Below are 18230 nucleotides of genomic sequence, written 5' to 3' on the forward strand. Positions count from 1 at the left end.
AACACATTCAATCTCATCAATGCCCGTCAATCGCTGCGCGAGTGAGCGCTGGCCACCGGTTGTCATGACGCAATCCTTTGTAGTTGTGCAAGCCGCGAACGGCGACCGTACAAAATAGGCTCCGCGTGTTCGGAATATCAAGCAGCGACGTACAAATGACTCAACATCACCGCAATCCTTGTAGGAGCCGGCTTGCTGGCGATAGCGGTGGGTCAGTCAATATGTTTATCGTCTGAACGGACGCCATCGCCAGCAAGCCGGCTCCTACAAGGGATTGCGGGTATTCAGGGGAGATAGAGGCTGAACACTCCACCGCCCAACGGGCCGCCGTTGCTGATTTCTGTGCGCCCACCGATGCCGTTGCGCTGATGCAACGCGGCAATCCGTCCGGCGAAATACAGGCCCAGGCCGGTGCTGCCGCTGCTGTGGTTGATGCCCTGCACGTAATCGGCCTGACGCTCGATCATCTCGGCCGGATAACCCTCGCCATCGTCGTTGATGGTCAACACCAGTTGCCCGGCCTCGTCGCTCACCGTGATCAACAATGCGTGACGGGCGTAACGGATGGCGTTGTTGATGCTGTTGGCCAGCACCGACGCAATCAGCTCACGGTCGAAAAAACCCAGCGGGCTCAGCGGGTCCACTTCATAGGTCGCCATGATGCCCCGACTGGCGAACACGTCCTGATGGCAGGCCAGTTGCGCTTCGATGAAGTCATCCAGTTCGTGGTAAGCCGGCTGCAACGGCATCTGGTTGACGCCGAGTTTGTACAGCCCCAGCAACTGCACCAGCATGCCGTTGAGGTGGGCGAACTCGAACTCGATCACGCCCTGCTCCGGGGTGTGCCGCTCCGGGTCGGGCAAGCGCGCCAGCCATTGGCTGTGGGCCTGCATCAGCATCGCCAGAGAGTTCTTCATGTCGTGCACGGTGGAAGCAATCACCGTGGAGAAATCCAGTGCCGGGTTGTCTTGGTTCATCCGCTGAACGCCTTGATTTTCAGTTTCTGATAACGCGCATATCGCGCATCGGTGTCGGGCATCAGGCCGACCGTTTTCAGGCAGGCGCGACATTCTTCAAGCTCCGCCGATGGCGCGCTGGTGTCGGTGCCATGCAGCAGCGATTGCGCCATGTTCAACGCAATACTGATGTTCTTCGGTTGCAACGCCAGGGCTTTGCGGAACACCGCCCGCGCTTCCACCAGGTTGCCGGTCTTGTACACCCGCACGCCTTGACGGTTGAGTTCCGCCGCATCGTTGCCGGAGTTGAGGATGCTCGGGTCGTCGGTCAGCTTGGCGATACCCTGCATCACTGTCGGATCGTCGCCGTAGATTTCTGCGCAGTTTTTCAGCATCGACTTACCGGCGTCAGCCTGCCCAAGCATTTGCAGTTGCTTGGCCACCAACAGCGCAGCTTCGGCACTCATGAATTGCTCCATGCCATCGAGGCGCAGCATCGCTTGCTCGGTGAGCTTTTCTGCGGTTTCGGCGTCGTTGAGCAACAGGCTGGTGGCCTTCATCAGCCGCGCACGAATCTGCAGGCCCGGGTCGGAAGGGTTTTCCTTGGCCACGGCACTCAGCGTGGTGTTGATTTCCAGCCGGGTCCGGGTGTCCAGGCCCTTTTCGCTGCCCTTGCTGATCAACGCATGGGCGAGGCCGAGGTTGCTTTCGGCGTCCTTGAAACGTGACTGGGCACCTTGGCTGACGGCCTGACGGTAAGCTTTGGACGCGGTATCGAAATCTTCGTTGGTCATCGCCAGCTTACCCAGCAGCGCTTGCCGGCGTACGGCCAGCGGCGACAAACGAATCGCCTCCTCCAACACCTGTTGCGCAGCCTTGGTGTCGCCCTCGGCGACCAGCACATCGGCCATGCCGTCATAGAGCGCAGGCATCATCGGGAACACTTTCAACGCTTTTTCGTAGACGCCCTTGGCCTGGCTGACCTGACCCCGCTTGAACAGCAACTGGCCCAGCCCGGCAAACGCCCACGGCAAAGGCCGGTCGGCAATGATGCTGTCGTAGAGTCGCTCCAGCGCTTCGTTCTGATTCAAGTCGCGCAAGGCATCGGCGCGGTAGCGCAAACACAGCGGCGAGTAGCGGATGTCCTGCTTGCACAAGGCGATGCAGGCGTTGAGCACTTCAACCGGTTTACCGCGATCGAGTGCCTGCAGGATCGGCTTGAGCAAGGTCTTGCGCTGCTCCAGACGCTCCAGGCGCTGGGCCAGGCCGGAACGGTTGAAGGGTTTGGTCAGGTAAGCATCGGGCTCGTGCTCCAGGGCGCTGAGCACCATCGCCTGGCTGGTCTCGGCGGTGACCATGACAAACACGGCTTCGTGGCTGATCAGCTTCTCGACCATCAGGTCTTCGAGAACCTGCTGACCGTTCTTCTTGCCATCGCCGAGGTGGAAATCCTGCAGGATGAAATCGTAGGACTTCTGCGAACACATGCGCAGCGCCTGCTCGCCAGTGTCGGCGGTGTCCACGTCCTTGACGCCCAGCTCACGCAGCATGGACCTGACGGAACTGCGGAAATCCGAGAAATCATCGACGATCAAAAAACGCTTTTGGTGATACGACAGCATCGAAGATTTCCAGGCAATTTTAAGAAGAAGATCATGACTGTCCGGGTTATCGGCCAGCAGGGCCATTCACTTGAAGAATTGGAATGCATTTGCGCCGCTGGAGTCCAAATTTTAAAGGGCCGCGAATGCGGGCTAAATATTTGAAGGCGTTATTGAAAAACGGGATTATCCTGATTTATTGCAACGCGTCTGCTACCCCTCTTTCAGACCCAGACGCTCCCGTCGTCGGCACAGGCAAAAGTTATGACCACCACTCCCAATCGCTCAGCGAATTCCAATGAGCGAAAGACCCTGATCCCCAGTACCCTGGATTTTCCGGTGGTGGGAATTGGCGCGTCGGCGGGTGGGCTGCAAGCCATCAAGCTGTTCTTCGAAAACATGCCGCAGGACAACGGCATGGCGTTCGTGATCATTCTTCACCTCTCCCCCGATCACCAGAGCATTGCCGACAGGATCGTCCAGGAATCGACCGCGATGCCGGTTCTGCAAGTCACTGAAAGGGTGTCCATCGAGAAAAACCATGTGTACGTCATTTCACCGGCACAACGCCTGTCGATGAACGATGGTTTTCTTGAGGTCAGTACCAGCGATACACGGGAATCCCGGCACGCCTCGATCGATCTGTTCTTCCGCGACCTGGCCGATGTCCATCAGGAACGAGCGTTCTGCCTGGTGCTGTCGGGCACCGGTTCCGACGGTGCCGTCGGTCTTTCGCGCATCAAGGAACAGGGCGGCGTCACACTGGCGCAGGCACCGGAAGACGCCGAGTTCGACGGCATGCCCCGCGCCGCCATCGATACCCGCATGGTTGACCTGGTTCTGCCGGTCGTTGAAATGCCGCAAAAACTGCTGGAGCTGTGGCGTAACTCTCAGGAAATCAGCTTGCCCATTGCCAACGACCCCGAACCGCAGACCATTGTCGCCATCTCCGAACGCGAAGCGCTGGTGGCGGAGCAAATGCTGCACGACATTCTGATCCAGTTGCGTACCGGCACCGGCCATGATTTCAAACACTACAAACGCGCCACCGTGTTGCGCCGGATCGAACGGCGGATGCAGGTCACGTCTCAACCAGATCTGGCGTCCTATTTCCATTACCTGCAAAACAATCCCGAAGAAACCAAGGCCCTGCTCGGCGACATGCTGATCGGTGTGACCAACTTCTTCCGCGATCGCGAGGCCTTCGAAGCGCTGGAGCGCGATGTCGTGCCGCAACTGGTCAGTGCCGCCGTGTCAGCGCAACCCGAGAAAGAAGAAATTCGCGTCTGGTCCGCGGGTTGTTCCACCGGCGAAGAAGCCTACAGCCTGGCGATGTTGCTCAGCGATCAGTTGCAACTGGACGCCAGTGCGGCATCGCTGCAACTGTTTGCCACTGACATTGACGAGCGCGCCATCAGCGTCGGCCGGGCCGGGCTGTACCCGCAAGCCATCGTCACCGACGTGCCGCCCACGCGACTGCGGCATTACTTCCTCAAGGAAGATGACCATTACCGGATTCGCAAGGAAATCCGCGAAAAAGTCCTGTTCGCCAAACACAGCCTGCTGTCCGATCCGCCGTTCTCGCAGATCGACCTGATCGTGTGCCGCAACCTGCTGATCTATCTCGATCGCGAAGTGCAGCGTGAAATCCTGCAAATGTTCCACTTTGCCCTGCGCCCCGGCGGGTTCCTGTTTCTCGGCTCCTCCGAGAGCGCGGACGCGTGCCACGAACTGTTCGCCCCGGTGGACAAACGCAACCGGATCTTCCGCGCCAAGACCGGTACGGCCAACAGCCGTCGCACGCCGACCATGCCGCGTGGAGGCTACGTGCGGACCAACATTTCCCAGCAGCCGACGCACAGCGGTGTGCAGCGCAAAACCTCTTTCGCCGACATCCATCAACGCGCCCTCGAACAGTCGGCGCCACCGAGCGTGATCGTCGATGCCAACGCCGATATTCTGCACATGAGTGAAAGTGCCGGGCGTTTCCTGCGGCACGTCGGTGGTGAGATGTCGCGCAATTTACTGACGTTGATCCTTCCAGAGCTGCGCCTGGAACTGCGCACCACGTTGTTCCAGGTTCAGCAGAGCAGTCTGTCGGTCAAATCCCGCGAGGTGTCGATCAAGCGTGATGAGCGGCGTTATCTGATCGATCTGGTCGCTCATCCCTACAAGGATGAAGGCTCGGACAGCGAGTACGTGCTGGTGATTTTCGAGGAGGTCGAAGTCGATCCTTCAGAACTGGCGGCGACCACCGTGCTGCAGAACGAAAACCAGGTGCTGTCCAACCTCGAACGCGAACTGCAACGCACCAAGCTGCATTTGCAGGACACCATCGAACAATCGGAAGTCTCCAGCGAAGAGCTCAAGGCCTCCAACGAAGAAATGCAGGCGATCAACGAAGAACTGCGCTCGGCCACCGAAGAGCTGGAGACCAGTAAAGAAGAGCTGCAATCCATCAACGAAGAGTTGCTGACGGTCAATTTCGAGCTGAAAACCAAGGTCGAAGAAACCGACAAGATCAACGACTACCTGACCAACCTGATCGCCTCCACCGACATCGCCACGGTATTTGTCGACCGCAGCATGCGCATCAAGTGGTTCACCCCGCGTGCCACCGACATTTTCAGCATGCTGCCGGTGGACACCGGGCGCTCCCTGCTCGACATCACCCATCGCCTGCATTACGACAACCTGGCCGGTGATGCGGCGCTGGTGTTCGAATCGCTGAACATGATCGAGCGTGAAGTCAGCAGCACCGACAACCGCTGGTACATCGCCCGCCTGCTGCCCTACCGCTCCAGCGAAGACCACATCGACGGCACCGTGCTGACCTTCATCGACATCACCAAGCGTCGGGCGGCCGAAGAAGAGCTGCGCCTGGGCGAGGAGCGCATGCGCCTGGTCGCTGAAAGCACCCGCGACTACGCGATCATCACGCTCGATGAACAAGGGGTGATCACCACTTGGAACAAAGGCGCGGAGTTGATCTTCGGCTACAGCAAGGCCGAGGCCGAAGGCGCCTACTATGACTTCATTTTCTCTGCCGAGGACCGCGCGGCGGGCGTGCCGGAAAACGAGCTGCTGACGGTGCGCAACCACGGCCGCAGCGACGATGAACGCTGGCATTTGCGCAAGGATGGCAGCCGCTTCTTTTGCAGCGGCGAAGTGACTCTGCTCAGCGGCGATAACCTGCAGGGCTACGTGAAAATTGCCCGTGACCTGACCGGCCATAAACGCCAGCACGAAGAACAGAGCCAGGAACTGGCCGAGACTCGTAACACCAACAACCTCAAGGACGAGTTCTTTGCGGTCATGTCCCACGAACTCAAGCATCCGCTGAACCTGATCCAGCTAAACGCAGAATTGCTGCGGCGCTTGCCGGTGACCAAGTCGCTGGCACCGGCGGCCAGGGCGGTGAACACCATCTGCGACGCGGTTACCAGCCAGGCGCGGATCATCGACGATCTGCTGGATGTCGCCCGGGTCCGCACCGGCAAGCTCAAGCTGCAAACGGTCGCCGTCGACCTCGCCAGTGTGCTGCGCGATGTCCACACTGTCGTGCTCAATGACCAGCATGACGTCACGGTCGAACTGCTGGTGCCGTCCGATGCGTTGATGGTCCAGGCCGACCCGACTCGGCTGGAGCAAATCATCTGGAACCTGGTGAACAATGCACTGAAATTCACCCCGACCAAGGGGCGTGTGCAATTGATCGCCAGCCAGGCCGGGGACATGGCGCGGCTCGACATCAAGGACAATGGCGTCGGCATTGCCCCGGAAAACCTCGATCACGTGTTCGACCTGTTCGGCCAGGCTGAAAAACAACATGCCACCCATAACCGTGAAGGGCTCGGGATTGGTTTGTCGCTGGTCCGTCAGTTGACCGAGGCGCAACGCGGTGCAGTCGAGGTGAGTTCTGCCGGTGTAGGCACAGGCTGCACGTTCACCGTCTATCTGCCATTGGCCAAAACCGCCGGCGAAGCGCAAGCCGCTGCCCAGACCGAAGAGGCCTGCGGCAGACTGAGCGGACTGACGATTCTGTTGGTGGACGATTCCGCGGACGTGCTGGAAACCCTGAAAATGCTGCTGGAGATGGAAGATGCGCAAGTGATTGCCTTTGACCGCCCGGTGGCGGCGCTGGACGCGGCGAAAAGCACCCGATTCGACCTGATCATTTCCGACCTCGGCATGCCGGTCATGAATGGCCACGAGTTGATGAGCGCACTGCGTGAGTTGCCGCTCGCGAAGGATGTACCGGCCATCGCCCTGACCGGCTACGGGGCGCACAGCGACATTCAGAAATCACGACAGTCGGGCTTTGACCAGCATGTTGGCAAACCGGTGTCCTACGATGATCTGATCCAGACCATCGAGACGCTGCGCAACCAGCGCTGAAGCGCGCTCAGTTCAGATAGTCGCGCTGCACGCAGGCGCGCCGATCGATCGCCTGCCTGAGCCGCTCCTTGTGATCAGCCCAGACCATAGGGTCAACCTTGGTGGAACGCATCAAGACGAGCATGGCCTCCTTGGCGTCCAGGTACTCTGACCAGGCATCGGCAGACCTGAGCTTCAAGCGTTCACGCTCGGTCATCTCCATCCGGCGCAACGCGACGACCGACTCATCGGTAATCACCGGACTCAACGTCAGTTGCACCCGGTGCGGCGCGACGAACTCCTGAGTGTCCGCCACAATCTCCCTCGCCCGCTGGGTACCCCACTTCAATGCGGCGCAGTAATGCTCACCAGCCTTGAGGTCATGATGCTCCTCGCAAATCGGCCAGCCATCAGCGCCGTAGACACCTACAAAAATCTGGGTAACCCCTTCAACACTGATCCGCGCATGCACCTCGATTTGCACGCCGCTGCCCAGCACTTCTTCGTGGGTGTGCAGAGGCAATCGTGTGTTGGTCCACAACCAGAATTGGGCGCCCCTGCGTCGCATCGATTTCGCTCCCTGTGTGGTCTTTGGAGTAAGGCACAGCAATGCGCGTCTATCAAATGTTGGTCGTCAGGTGATCGCACACGAAAAAGCCCCGCCGGATGCGAGATCCTGGCGGGGCTTTTTTGACAGCCACAGGGCTGGAAATTGATGGTGTCCCAGGGCAGGTTCGAACTGCCAACCTTCCCCTTAGGAGGGGGATGCTCTATCCAATTGAGCTACTGAGACACAAGTCGCCCGCGAGAAATGCGATGCGATGGACGGCGTGCATGTTAACGGGCGGGTCTGATTTTGTCATGTCGTCCGTAGGCTTTTTAAGTGTAGGCAGACGCCCCTCTACAGCACGGGATTTGTTAACCGTGCAAATTGCATCACCGCAAAAAGCCATCATTGCAAATTGCAATGAGAGCACCTTGCACGATTATCTTAATTCTTTGTTTTTAAAGGATTTAATAGCCGTTAGACTCTTGGCACGTCGGCTGCTTCAGCTGTTCTCAAAGAACAACGGAGGTCAGCCCTCATGAACCGCGCCCTTTTACTCTCGAACGCGATCGCTCTGGCGGTTTTTTTGGGTTTTCATTTTGCCCCGCAGAGTGGTGCCGAACCGGTTGCCCAACGAATGCCTCATTACCTCCAGGTACAGAAGGCACCTCAATTGGCAGTGCTGGGTAATCAGCAGGGTTTTGTCGGTCAAGAAGTGAGTCAGGAAAATGTCCTGCTGCCAGCGCAGTCTTCAGAACGCCTGGTATTTTGAACAACCCATCAGGAGCACAGCATGTCCAAATCAGCCGCAGGATTTTTCGTCCTCGCCCTGCTCAGCGGCATTCTTCATTTATCACTGGTAGAGGACGCAGTCGTCACTCTGCCGTTGATTGCCTGCGGCGTTTTCAGTGCTTTGTTTGTGCTGGCGCTGGTCGCTGGCCGCAAGATCAAGTTTGATCCGGTGTTGCGCTGACTTGTAGCAGCTTCAACAGGTCGGCCACTGTGTCCGATAGTTCGCCTGAATTGTCGAGCCGGTGGATTAGCTTCTCACCGACTGAGGCGTCAGCCGTGAACAGTTCATTTCTGCGCAATCTCGCCTCAATCTCCGCCAGACTTTCACGCCCCCGCCGCAGCAAGCGCTCTCGCAGCACGTCCTCCTTGACCGTCAACAGAATCGGCACCAGCGCCGGATAGCGGCGTAGCGCCTGGGCCAAATGCCCGCGGGAGCCGTTGATCAGGACATCCCGGCCCTCCTTGAGCCATTGATCGATCACGACAGGAATACCGTAATCCAGGCCATTGGCATGCCAACACAGCGCGAAGTCGCCCTCTTCTTTGCGGCGCGCGAACTCTTCACGGGAAACACCGATGGCATCCTCGCCCACGGATTCGGCTGAACGCGTAATGACCCGACGCACCACTTCGCAGTTGATTGCCTGCAAAGGCTCGCGAGCAGCCTCGATGAGACTGTCCTTGCCGGATCCGGAAGGCCCCATCAGGTAAATCAGTCTGCCATCCATCCTGAATTAGCCCCCCATGTCATGGTTGCCACTAGTAAATCGGCCAATTGCCACTATTCTGTACGAAGTAAGGAATCGTGATCGAAATCCGCACAGCATGCACCTTCAGGTGTCCCAGGACATCTCCTGTCGTGCAATAGGACGCGGCCAGCGATACGGATGTGGGTAGTCTTTTCAAACCAGTCCGCATTTCTGATAATTGGTGCTGGCATAACGCCTTTATCCAGTTCAATATTTGTCACAGAATTGACGCCAATGATCTGGCTTCTTTGAGGCATGATGCGAGCCTCTATCAATTCAGGTTGAACATTTGGCCAGAGTCCTTGTCCTATCAGACATCGCGCGGCCAATCCCGAGAACCGCTCCCCTGAACTAACCGGTTAAATATATGCGCCCATTGAAACAGGCAATTTATTCCAGCCGTACGGCTGACAAGTTCGTCGTACGTCTGCCAGACGGAATGCGTGAACGCATTGCCGAGGTGGCTCGCAATCATCATCGCAGCATGAACTCCGAAATCATTGCGCGCCTTGAGCAGAGTCTCATTCAGGAAGGCGCACTGGGTGAAGAGTTGAGCATGCGACTGGACAGCCCGGAGCTGTCACTGCACGAACGCGAACTGCTGCAGCGCTTCCGCCAACTCTCCCACCGTCAGCAGAACGCACTCGTTTCGCTGATTGCCCACGACGCCGAAATGGCCGCAGACGCCTCCTGATTCATCCGAACGCTCAAGCCAGCTTAATCGCTGGCTTTTTTTTGCCTGAAATTCAGGCACAAAAAAACCCGCCGATTGGCGGGTTAATTGCTCTCGTAGGAGCCAGGCTTGCCGGCGAAGGCGGCCCTGAGATCGCCTTCGCCGGCAAGCCTGGCTCCTACGAGCTGATTTGCGGGCTTCAGGCAGATGGTAATCAGAGCAGGAAGATGGTCGCCAGCCCTAGGAAGATGAAGAAACCACCACTGTCGGTCATGGCCGTAATCATCACGCTGGCGCCCATCGCCGGATCGCGCCCCATCTTCGCCAGTGTCATGGGGATCAACACCCCCATCAACGCCGCGAGCAACAGGTTAAGCGTCATGGCGGCGGTCATCACCACGCCGAGGGACCAACTGCCGTAAAGCAGGTAGGCCACCGCACCAATCACCCCACCCCAGACCAAACCGTTGATCAAACCGACGGCCAGCTCCTTGCGCATCAGACGCGAGGTATTGCCGGTACTCACCTGGTCCAGCGCCATGGCGCGAACGATCATGGTGATGGTCTGGTTACCCGAGTTGCCACCGATGCCCGCCACGATCGGCATCAATGCCGCGAGCGCCACCAGCTTCTCGATCGAACCTTCGAACAATCCGATCACGCGAGAGGCAATAAAGGCGGTAATCAGGTTGATTGCCAGCCAGGCCCAGCGGTTGCGCAGGGATTTCCAGACTGACGCGAAAATATCTTCCTCTTCACGCAGACCCGCCATGTTGAGAACTTCGTTTTCGCTCTCTTCACGAATCAGGTCGACCATTTCATCGATGGTCAGACGGCCGATCAGCTTGCCGTTCTTGTCGACCACCGGGGCCGAGATCAAGTCGTAACGTTCGAACGCTTGTGCAGCATCGTAGGCGTCTTCGTCCGGGTGAAAACTCACCGGGTCGCTAGCCATCACTTCCGAAACCTGTTTTTCCGGGTCGTTGACCAGCAAACGCTTGATCGGCAGCACGCCCTTGAGCACGCCGTCGTAATCGACCACGAACAGTTTGTCGGTGTGACCCGGTAGCTCCTTGAGCCGACGCAGGTAGCGCAAAACCACCTCGAGACTGACGTCCTCACGGATCGTCACCATCTCGAAGTCCATCAACGCACCGACCTGCTCCTCGTCATAGGACAATGCGGAGCGAACGCGCTCACGCTGTTGACCGTCGAGGGTTTCCATCAGCTCGTGGACGACGTCTCGCGGCAGCTCGGAGGCCAGGTCAGCCAGTTCGTCGGCATCCATGTCCTTGGCCGCCGCCAGGAGCTCGTGATCGTCCATGTCGGCGATCAGGGTTTCACGTACCGAGTCGGACACTTCGAGCAGGATGTCGCCGTCGCGGTCAGCCTTGACCAATTGCCAGAGCGTCAGACGATCGTCCAGCGGCAAGGCTTCAAGGATGTAGGCAACGTCGGCGGAGTGCAGGTCATCGAGCTTGCGTTGCAGCTCGACGAGGTTTTGCCGGTGAACCAGGTTTTCAACCCGGTCGTGATGCGGACCTTCCTGGCGATGAGTCAGGTCTTCGACCACCCGCTGACGCTGCAACAGCTCAATCACTTGAGCGAGGCGGTCCTGCAGGCTTTCTTGCGTTTTCTTTACTTCAACTTCGGACATAGGCGAACTCCACTCCCAGCAGCGGGGCACGCCGGAAGGATCAATCAGTCAATTCATGATTGGAAAAGCGGTTTACTGAATTACTACTGGGTAAGTCCATGGAGGTATTCCACAAGCCCCGGCGGGGCTGACGGGCGCAATGATACACCGCCCAACGGTTTTAAATGTTAAAAAATCGCGGCTGAAACAAGCGCTTGCGAGACAAACCTGAGCGCCGTCCTGATCCGTGAAAATGCGACGACTCATTCTGAAAAGAAAACACACCAGCGCTGAAAAATGTAGCGGCTACCCTTGAGTCAGACCGTCATGGAGGACGTTTGATGCCATTGAATGCCTGTTATTTTCTGCTGATCGCCCTGCTCTGCCTGCCGCCCGTGGCACTTGCCTCAACCGTTCACCGCTGCGAGGCAGCAAACGGCCGCATCACCTTCACCACGCTGAGTTGTACGACCGGGGAAAGCCTTTCGCTCCAGGAAGTGCGCACGTTTACCCCCGGCAGCACGGTGTCGCTGATGCCGGAAGCGGACTTTCGTGAAACATCACGTATGAATATCAAAAGGAGGGAGCTAACGGTCGTCGGCCAGACAGAAGACAACTGTGGAAACCAGATCGATGCCAGGGAACGCAGGGAAGCAATCATCAATCAACGGATTGTCGCCGGCATGACCCGGCAAGACGTCGAAAGCGCCCTCGGCAAGCCAGACAAGATCAGTATTCGGAATTCGGCCACGAGCTACCGATACGACACCAAGCGAGGTCGTAGCGCACACGTCGAATTCGATGAGAGAGGTTGTACCAGAGGAAAAGCCAAATCCCAGACGGCAAAAAGCCCGCGTTAAACGCGGGCTTTTTGTTGTTTGGTGCACTCGACAGGATTCGAACCTGTGACCGCTCGGTTCGTAGCCGAGTACTCTATCCAGCTGAGCTACGAGTGCAATTTGTGTTTTTAGACCAGATCACAACTGGTTGAAACAGAGTAGCTCACATCACTGCAAACAACTCTTAAATGGTGCACTCGACAGGATTCGAACCTGTGACCGCTCGGTTCGTAGCCGAGTACTCTATCCAGCTGAGCTACGAGTGCATTTGTTGCCGCGCATTATAGGCCGTCGAATCTTTTTGTAAAGCGCTTTTTTCTAGTAATTTCAACAACTTACCGAAGAAGCCAGATTACAACGTACTACGCAAATAATGGCGGAGAACGGGGGATTCGAACCCCCGACACCCTTTTGAGGTGTACTCCCTTAGCAGGGGAGCGCCTTCGGCCACTCGGCCAGCTCTCCGCAACACGGGGCGTATATTAACCAGCTTCTTCCCCGTTTGCAAACATAAAAAACGATAAAAATTAATGGCTTGGTTCTTCGTCCTTCTCTTTCTTTATACGCAGGTAAATTTCCTCACGGTGGACCGCAACCTCTTTCGGGGCGTTGACACCGATACGCACTTGATTTCCTTTAACGCCGAGCACGGTCACGGTGATTTCTCCATCACCAATAATCAGGCTTTCTGCGCACCGACGAGTCAGAATCAGCATACCTTTCTCCTCACGCATTTCATTTCAGGGACAACAGTCTGCAAAAAAAAGGCACTCGACCTACAACCTGAAAGATCGCAGCCCTACATGCCTGAGTATTGACCAGCGCGGGCAAAAGAACAGCTTCGGGCCGCACCATTCAAAAAAACAAAAGGGCGCGGTCAGACCGCGCCCTTCGGCAAACGCATCACTCGCCCGTTCGGGCCGGCGCGTCCAGTTCGAAAGCCGTGTGCAGGGCGCGCACAGCCAGTTCCAGGTACTTCTCTTCGATCACCACGGAAACCTTGATTTCCGAAGTCGAGATCATCTGGATGTTGATGCTTTCTTTCGCCAGGGATTCGAACATGCGGCTGGCCACACCTGCGTGGGAGCGCATGCCGACACCGACGATCGAGACCTTGGCGATCTTGATGTCGCCAACGACTTCACGGGCACCGATCTCGCGAGCGGTGTTTTCCAGCACGGTTTGCGCGGCCTGGAAGTCGTTGCGGTGTACGGTGAAGGTGAAGTCGGTGGTGTTATCGTGCGCAACGTTCTGCACGATCATGTCGACTTCGATGTTCGCGGCGCTGATCGGGCCGAGAATCTTGAATGCAACGCCCGGGGTGTCTGGCACGCCACGGATGGTCAGCTTGGCTTCATCGCGGTTGAAAGCGATGCCGGAAATGATCGGCTGTTCCATGGTTTCCTCTTCATCAATAGTAATGAGGGTGCCCGGACCCTCCTTGAAGCTGTGCAGTACGCGCAGCGGAACGTTGTACTTGCCGGCGAATTCCACCGCACGGATCTGCAACACCTTGGAACCGAGGCTGGCCATTTCCAGCATCTCTTCGAAGGTAATCTTGTCCAGGCGCTGGGCCACGGACACCACACGCGGGTCGGTGGTGTAGACGCCGTCGACGTCGGTGTAGATCTGGCATTCGTCAGCCTTCAAGGCTGCCGCCAGCGCCACGCCGGTGGTGTCGGAACCGCCACGACCTAGGGTGGTGATGTTGCCGTGCTCGTCGACGCCCTGGAAACCGGCGACAACCACCACACGACCTGCTTTCAGATCACCGCGAATCTTCTGGTCATCAATCTGCAAGATACGCGCTTTATTGTGCGCGCTATCCGTCAGAATCCGTACCTGGTTGCCGGTGTAGGACACCGCTGGCACGCCGCGCTTGATCAGCGCCATGGCCAACAGGGCAATCGTCACCTGCTCACCGGTGGAGACGATCACATCCAGCTCACGCGGAACCGGCTGGCCGTCGCCACTGATTTGCTTGGCCAGATCGATCAGACGGTTGGTTTCGCCGCTCATTGCAGACAGCACAACCACCAGGTCATCGCCGGCATCGCGGAATTTCTTAACCTTGTCGGCGACCTGCTCGATTCTCTCGACAGTGCCGACCGAGGTGCCTCCAAATTTCTGTACGATCAAAGCCATTTCAAAGCCGCCTCTGCCCATGAAGGGCGCCCAAATAATCACTCAAACAGCGTTCCGGCCCACCACTAGACTGTGGGCCGGACACACTGCCTTATAAACCCTGCTCTACAAATGGAACAGTCAGGGCCAATGCCGCATCCAGTGCGCCAGCGTCAGTACCACCGCCCTGCGCCATGTCTGGACGACCACCGCCCTTCCCGCCCACTGCCGCAGCGGCTTGCTTCATCAAATCACCGGCTTTGAGTTGGCCAGTCAGGTCTTTGGTTACGCCTGCAACCAGAACGACCTTTTCCTCATGGACACTGCCGAGCAGGATCACTGCGCGGCCGAGTTTGTTTTTCAGTTGATCGACCAGCGCCAGCAGCGCCTTGCCGTCCTGACCGTCCAGACGCACGGCCAGTACTTTCACGCCTTTGACGTCCAGGGCGGAAGCCGACAGATCGTCGCCCGCCGCGCTGGCAGCCTTGGCCTGCAACTGCTCGAGTTGCTTCTCCAGCAGACGGTTGCGCTCCAGCACAGCCGACAGCTTGTCGATCAGGTTGTCGCGGCTGCCCTTGACCAGGTTGGCCGCTTCCTTGAGTTGTTCTTCGGCAGCGTTCAAGTATGCCAGCGCCGCAGCGCCGGTGACCGCTTCGATACGACGCACACCGGAAGCCACACCGCCTTCGCTGATGATTTTCAGCAGGCCGATGTCGCCGGTACGGTTGGCGTGGATCCCGCCGCACAGTTCGACGGAGAAATCGCCGCCCATGCTCAGTACGCGCACGTTGTCGCCATACTTCTCGCCAAACAGCGCCATGGCGCCTTTTTGCTTGGCGGTTTCGATATCGGTTTCTTCGGTTTCAACAGCCGTGTTCTTGCGAATCTCGGCGTTGACGATGTCTTCCAGCGCCTTCAGTTGCTCAGGCTTGATGGCTTCGAAGTGGCTGAAGTCAAAGCGCAGGCGCTGACTGTCGACCAACGAACCTTTCTGCTGAACGTGATCGCCCAGCACCTGACGCAATGCCGCGTGCAGCAAGTGAGTGGCCGAGTGGTTCAGCGATGTCGCGTGGCGCACGTCGGCTTCGACGTGGGTCTCGACCGGCGATCCGATAGTCAGGCTGCCCAATGCCTGCACACCGTGGTGCAGGAACGCGCCACCGGTCTTGGTGGTGTCGCGCACGTCGAAACGGCCGATGTTCGATTGCAGGTAACCGCAGTCGCCAACCTGACCGCCGGATTCAGCGTAGAACGGGGTCTGATCGAGAACGATCACGCCCTCTTCGCCTTCACTCAAGACGTCGACGGACTTGCCTTCTTTATAGATAGCGACAATTTTCGCCGAACCACTGGTGGCCTTGTAGCCGGTGAATTCGGTGGCGACGTCAACCTTGACCAGCGTGTTGTAGTCCAGACCGAACGAACTGGCGGAACGGGCACGGACGCGCTGGGCTTCCATTTCGCGTTCGAAGCCGGCTTCGTCGACGGTCAGGTTGCGCTCGCGAGCGATGTCCGCGGTCAGGTCCATCGGGAAACCGTAGGTGTCGTAGAGTTTGAACACCACGTCGCCCGGCACCACGGTGCCTTTGAGTTCCAGCAGATCCTGCTCGAGAATCTTCAGGCCGTGCTCCAGGGTCTTGGAGAACTGCTCTTCTTCGGCCTTGAGCACGCGCTCGATGTTGGCTTGTTGCTGCTTGAGTTCCGGGAACGCTTCGCCCATCTCTGCAACCAGCGCCGCGACGATCTTGTAGAAGAAGCTGCCGGTCGCGCCCAGCTTGTTACCGTGACGGCACGCACGACGAATGATCCGGCGCAGCACGTAGCCGCGACCTTCGTTGGACGGCAGCACGCCGTCGGCAATCAGGAAACCGCACGAACGGATATGGTCGGACACAACCTTCAGCGAAGACTGATCGTCATTGGTGCAGCCAATGGCCTTGGCCGATGCGCTCAGCAGGTTCTTGAACAGGTCGATTTCATAGTTGGAATGAACGTGCTGCATCACCGCACTGATCCGCTCCAGGCCCATGCCGGTGTCGACCGACGGTGCTGGCAGCGGATGCAACACGCCATCGGCGGTGCGGTTGAACTGCATGAACACGTTGTTCCAGATCTCGATGTAACGGTCGCCGTCTTCTTCCGGCGAGCCCGGTGGGCCGCCCCAGATGTCGGCGCCGTGATCGTAGAAAATCTCGGTGCAAGGACCGCACGGGCCGGTATCGCCCATGGTCCAGAAGTTGTCGGAGGCGTAAGGCGCGCCTTTGTTGTCGCCGATGCGGATCATGCGCTCGACCGGCACACCGATCTGCTGGGTCCAGATGTCATAGGCTTCGTCATCCGAGGCGTAGACCGTTACCCAGAGTTTTTCCTTGGGCAGCTTCAGGACGCCGGTCAGGAAGGTCCAGGCGTAGGTGATTGCGTCGTGCTTGAAATAGTCACCGAAGCTGAAGTTACCCAGCATTTCGAAGAAGGTGTGGTGACGAGCGGTATAACCGACGTTTTCCAGGTCACTGTTCTTGCCACCGGCACGCACGCATTTCTGGCTGCTGGTCGCACGGGTGTACGCACGTTTTTCCTGGCCCAGGAAACAGTCCTTGAACTGGTTCATCCCCGCGTTAGTGAACAGCAGGGTTGGGTCGTTGCCCGGAATCAAAGAGCTGGAGGCTACACGAGTGTGGCCTTGCTCTTCGAAGAAGCGAAGGAAGGCTTCACGGATTTCTGCGCTTTTCATTAGGTTCTTCCACGGAGGCTGCGGCCAAAGGCCTGTGCGAAACGTCAACAGACGAAGCGACGGCAAAGGGCCGCATTATATCGGCCCAGCGCGCGGGGTACAGCGTGTTTATACGATAGAAACGGTCAATTGGACGGCTAACGCTGTCAGTTGCGCGAAAACTCGACGAATGTCGCGACGACTTGCTCGATTTGCGCGCGGCTCACGTCCATGTGCGTGACCATTCTAAGACGACCGGCGGCGCTGAGTTTGATCCCGCGCTCGGCGGCAAACGCCTTGATCGCCTCGGCCTTGTCGCCCATCTGCACATAAACCATGTTGGTTTGCACCGGTTCGACTTCGTAACCGGCTTTTCGCAGTCCGTCCGCGAGGAATTGCGCGTTGGCATGATCGTCGGCCAGACGCTGGACGTTGTTATCCAGTGCGTACAGCCCCGCTGCCGCCAGAATCCCGGCCTGACGCATGCCGCCGCCGACCATCTTGCGCAGACGGCGCGCCTTGCCGATCAACTCGACCGAGCCGCACAACACCGAACCGATCGGCGCGCCCAGCCCCTTGGACAGGCAGACCGACACCGAATCGAAATGCTGGGTGATTTCCCGGGCATCAACCCCCAGTTTGACTGCCGCGTTGTACAGGCGAGCGCCGTCGAGGTGCAGTTGCAACCCATGTTCGCGAGTGAAACTGCGCGCCCGGGCCAGATACTCCAGCGGCAGCACCTTGCCCTGCATGGTGTTTTCCAGCGCCAGCAAGCGCGTGCGGGCGAAATGGAAATCGTCCGGTTTGATCGCGGCAGCCACCTGAGCCAGGTCCAGCGAGCCGTCGGCCTGCACTTCCAGCGGTTGCGGCTGGATCGAACCGAGCACCGCCGCGCCGCCACCTTCGTACTTATACGTGTGCGCCTGCTGGCCAACGATGTATTCGTCACCGCGCTCGCAGTGCGCCATCAGGCCCAGCAGGTTGCTCATGGTGCCGGTCGGCACGAACAGCGCCGCGGCAAAGCCCAGGCGTTTCGCCAACTCGGCTTCCAGACGATTGACCGTCGGATCTTCACCGTAGACGTCGTCACCGGTGGCCGCGTTGGCCATCGCGTCGAGCATCCCTGGAGTCGGCTGAGTGACGGTGTCGCTGCGAAGATCGATAACGCTCATGAATCTGGCCTCGGTAAGCAGGGGAAAATCCCTTTCGGAATGGAGTTACTGCGG

At 58.2% G+C, this 18230-nt stretch carries 14 protein-coding genes and 4 tRNA genes; 5 read left to right on the top strand and 13 right to left on the bottom strand.

Features of this window, described 5'->3' with window-relative positions; genetic code table 11:
* Window positions 1–284: 284 nt before the first annotated feature.
* Window positions 285–977 carry a sensor histidine kinase gene (locus IB245_RS14895; protein ID WP_008038447.1) on the bottom strand — a complete coding sequence of 231 codons (693 nt, stop codon included), beginning with the start codon at window positions 975–977 and terminating at the stop codon, window positions 285–287.
* Window positions 974–2578 carry a tetratricopeptide repeat-containing response regulator gene (locus IB245_RS14900; RefSeq protein WP_192227954.1) on the bottom strand — a complete coding sequence of 535 codons (1605 nt, stop codon included), beginning with the start codon at window positions 2576–2578 and terminating at the stop codon, window positions 974–976. Before IB245_RS14900 ends, IB245_RS14895 begins: the two co-directional genes overlap by 4 nt.
* A 243-nt stretch (window positions 2579–2821) precedes the next feature.
* Between IB245_RS14900 and IB245_RS14905 the strand changes: the two genes are divergently transcribed.
* Complete coding sequence (locus IB245_RS14905; protein ID WP_192227955.1) at window positions 2822–6955, top strand: CheR family methyltransferase; 4134 nt, start codon at window positions 2822–2824, stop codon at window positions 6953–6955.
* Between the two features lie 7 nt (window positions 6956–6962).
* On the opposite strand, the gene IB245_RS14910 is transcribed toward IB245_RS14905, so the two are convergent.
* Both IB245_RS14910 and IB245_RS14915 read right to left on the bottom strand, forming a co-directional pair.
* The gene (locus IB245_RS14910) at window positions 6963–7502 is read right to left on the bottom strand and encodes a hypothetical protein (RefSeq protein ID WP_008038449.1); all 540 of its coding nucleotides are present in this window, start codon (window positions 7500–7502) and stop codon (window positions 6963–6965) included.
* A 148-nt stretch (window positions 7503–7650) separates the two neighbouring features.
* A tRNA-Arg gene (locus tag IB245_RS14915) sits at window positions 7651–7727 on the bottom strand.
* 292 nt (window positions 7728–8019) lie between these two features.
* Between IB245_RS14915 and IB245_RS14920 the strand changes: the two genes are divergently transcribed.
* Window positions 8020–8253, top strand: a complete 234-nt coding sequence (locus tag IB245_RS14920; protein WP_192227956.1) for a hypothetical protein — start codon at window positions 8020–8022, stop codon at window positions 8251–8253.
* A gap of 21 nt (window positions 8254–8274) precedes the next feature.
* On the top strand, window positions 8275–8454 hold the full coding sequence (locus IB245_RS14925) for a PA3371 family protein (protein ID WP_008038451.1): 180 nt from the start codon (window positions 8275–8277) through the stop codon (window positions 8452–8454).
* On the opposite strand, the gene phnN is transcribed toward IB245_RS14925, so the two are convergent.
* Window positions 8429–9001: a phosphonate metabolism protein/1,5-bisphosphokinase (PRPP-forming) PhnN gene (gene phnN, locus IB245_RS14930; RefSeq protein ID WP_192227957.1), complete on the bottom strand. Its 573-nt coding sequence runs from the start codon at window positions 8999–9001 to the stop codon at window positions 8429–8431. The two genes, IB245_RS14925 and phnN, sit on opposite strands and share 26 nt — an antisense overlap.
* Window positions 9002–9389: 388 nt before the next feature.
* Between phnN and IB245_RS14935 the strand changes: the two genes are divergently transcribed.
* Window positions 9390–9716 (top strand): Arc family DNA-binding protein, encoded by a 327-nt coding sequence (locus IB245_RS14935; protein WP_003178899.1) that lies wholly within the window; start codon window positions 9390–9392, stop codon window positions 9714–9716.
* Window positions 9717–9909: 193 nt separating this feature from the next.
* Here IB245_RS14935 and mgtE read toward each other — a convergent pair whose 3' ends face one another.
* Window positions 9910–11352, bottom strand: coding sequence for a magnesium transporter (gene mgtE / locus IB245_RS14940; protein WP_008033095.1), 1443 nt, complete (start codon window positions 11350–11352; stop codon window positions 9910–9912).
* Between the two features lie 320 nt (window positions 11353–11672).
* Here mgtE and IB245_RS14945 point away from each other — a divergent pair, with 320 nt between their 5' ends.
* A complete protein-coding gene (locus IB245_RS14945; RefSeq protein WP_192227958.1) occupies window positions 11673–12191 on the top strand; it encodes a cell envelope protein SmpA in 519 nt (172 codons plus the stop codon).
* Between the two features lie 19 nt (window positions 12192–12210).
* On the opposite strand, the gene IB245_RS14950 is transcribed toward IB245_RS14945, so the two are convergent.
* The 7 genes from IB245_RS14950 to ltaE form a co-directional block, all read right to left on the bottom strand.
* Window positions 12211–12287: transfer RNA gene (locus tag IB245_RS14950), tRNA-Arg, on the bottom strand.
* 72 nt (window positions 12288–12359) lie between these two features.
* Window positions 12360–12436, bottom strand: a tRNA-Arg gene (locus tag IB245_RS14955).
* 108 nt (window positions 12437–12544) lie between these two features.
* Window positions 12545–12635: transfer RNA gene (locus IB245_RS14960), tRNA-Ser, on the bottom strand.
* Between the two features lie 62 nt (window positions 12636–12697).
* Complete coding sequence (gene csrA / locus IB245_RS14965) at window positions 12698–12886, bottom strand: carbon storage regulator CsrA (protein WP_002554426.1); 189 nt, start codon at window positions 12884–12886, stop codon at window positions 12698–12700.
* A 187-nt stretch (window positions 12887–13073) separates the two neighbouring features.
* Window positions 13074–14315, bottom strand: coding sequence for an aspartate kinase (locus tag IB245_RS14970; RefSeq protein ID WP_008033100.1), 1242 nt, complete (start codon window positions 14313–14315; stop codon window positions 13074–13076).
* Window positions 14316–14406: 91 nt separating this feature from the next.
* Window positions 14407–17025, bottom strand: a complete 2619-nt coding sequence (alaS, locus tag IB245_RS14975) for an alanine--tRNA ligase (protein ID WP_192227959.1) — start codon at window positions 17023–17025, stop codon at window positions 14407–14409.
* Between the two features lie 146 nt (window positions 17026–17171).
* Window positions 17172–18176 (bottom strand): low-specificity L-threonine aldolase, encoded by a 1005-nt coding sequence (gene ltaE / locus IB245_RS14980; RefSeq protein ID WP_008033103.1) that lies wholly within the window; start codon window positions 18174–18176, stop codon window positions 17172–17174.
* Between the last annotated feature and the right edge of the window lie 54 nt (window positions 18177–18230).

Source organism: Pseudomonas sp. PDM02 (assembly GCF_014852285.1).
Lineage (GTDB): Bacteria > Pseudomonadota > Gammaproteobacteria > Pseudomonadales > Pseudomonadaceae > Aquipseudomonas > Aquipseudomonas migulae.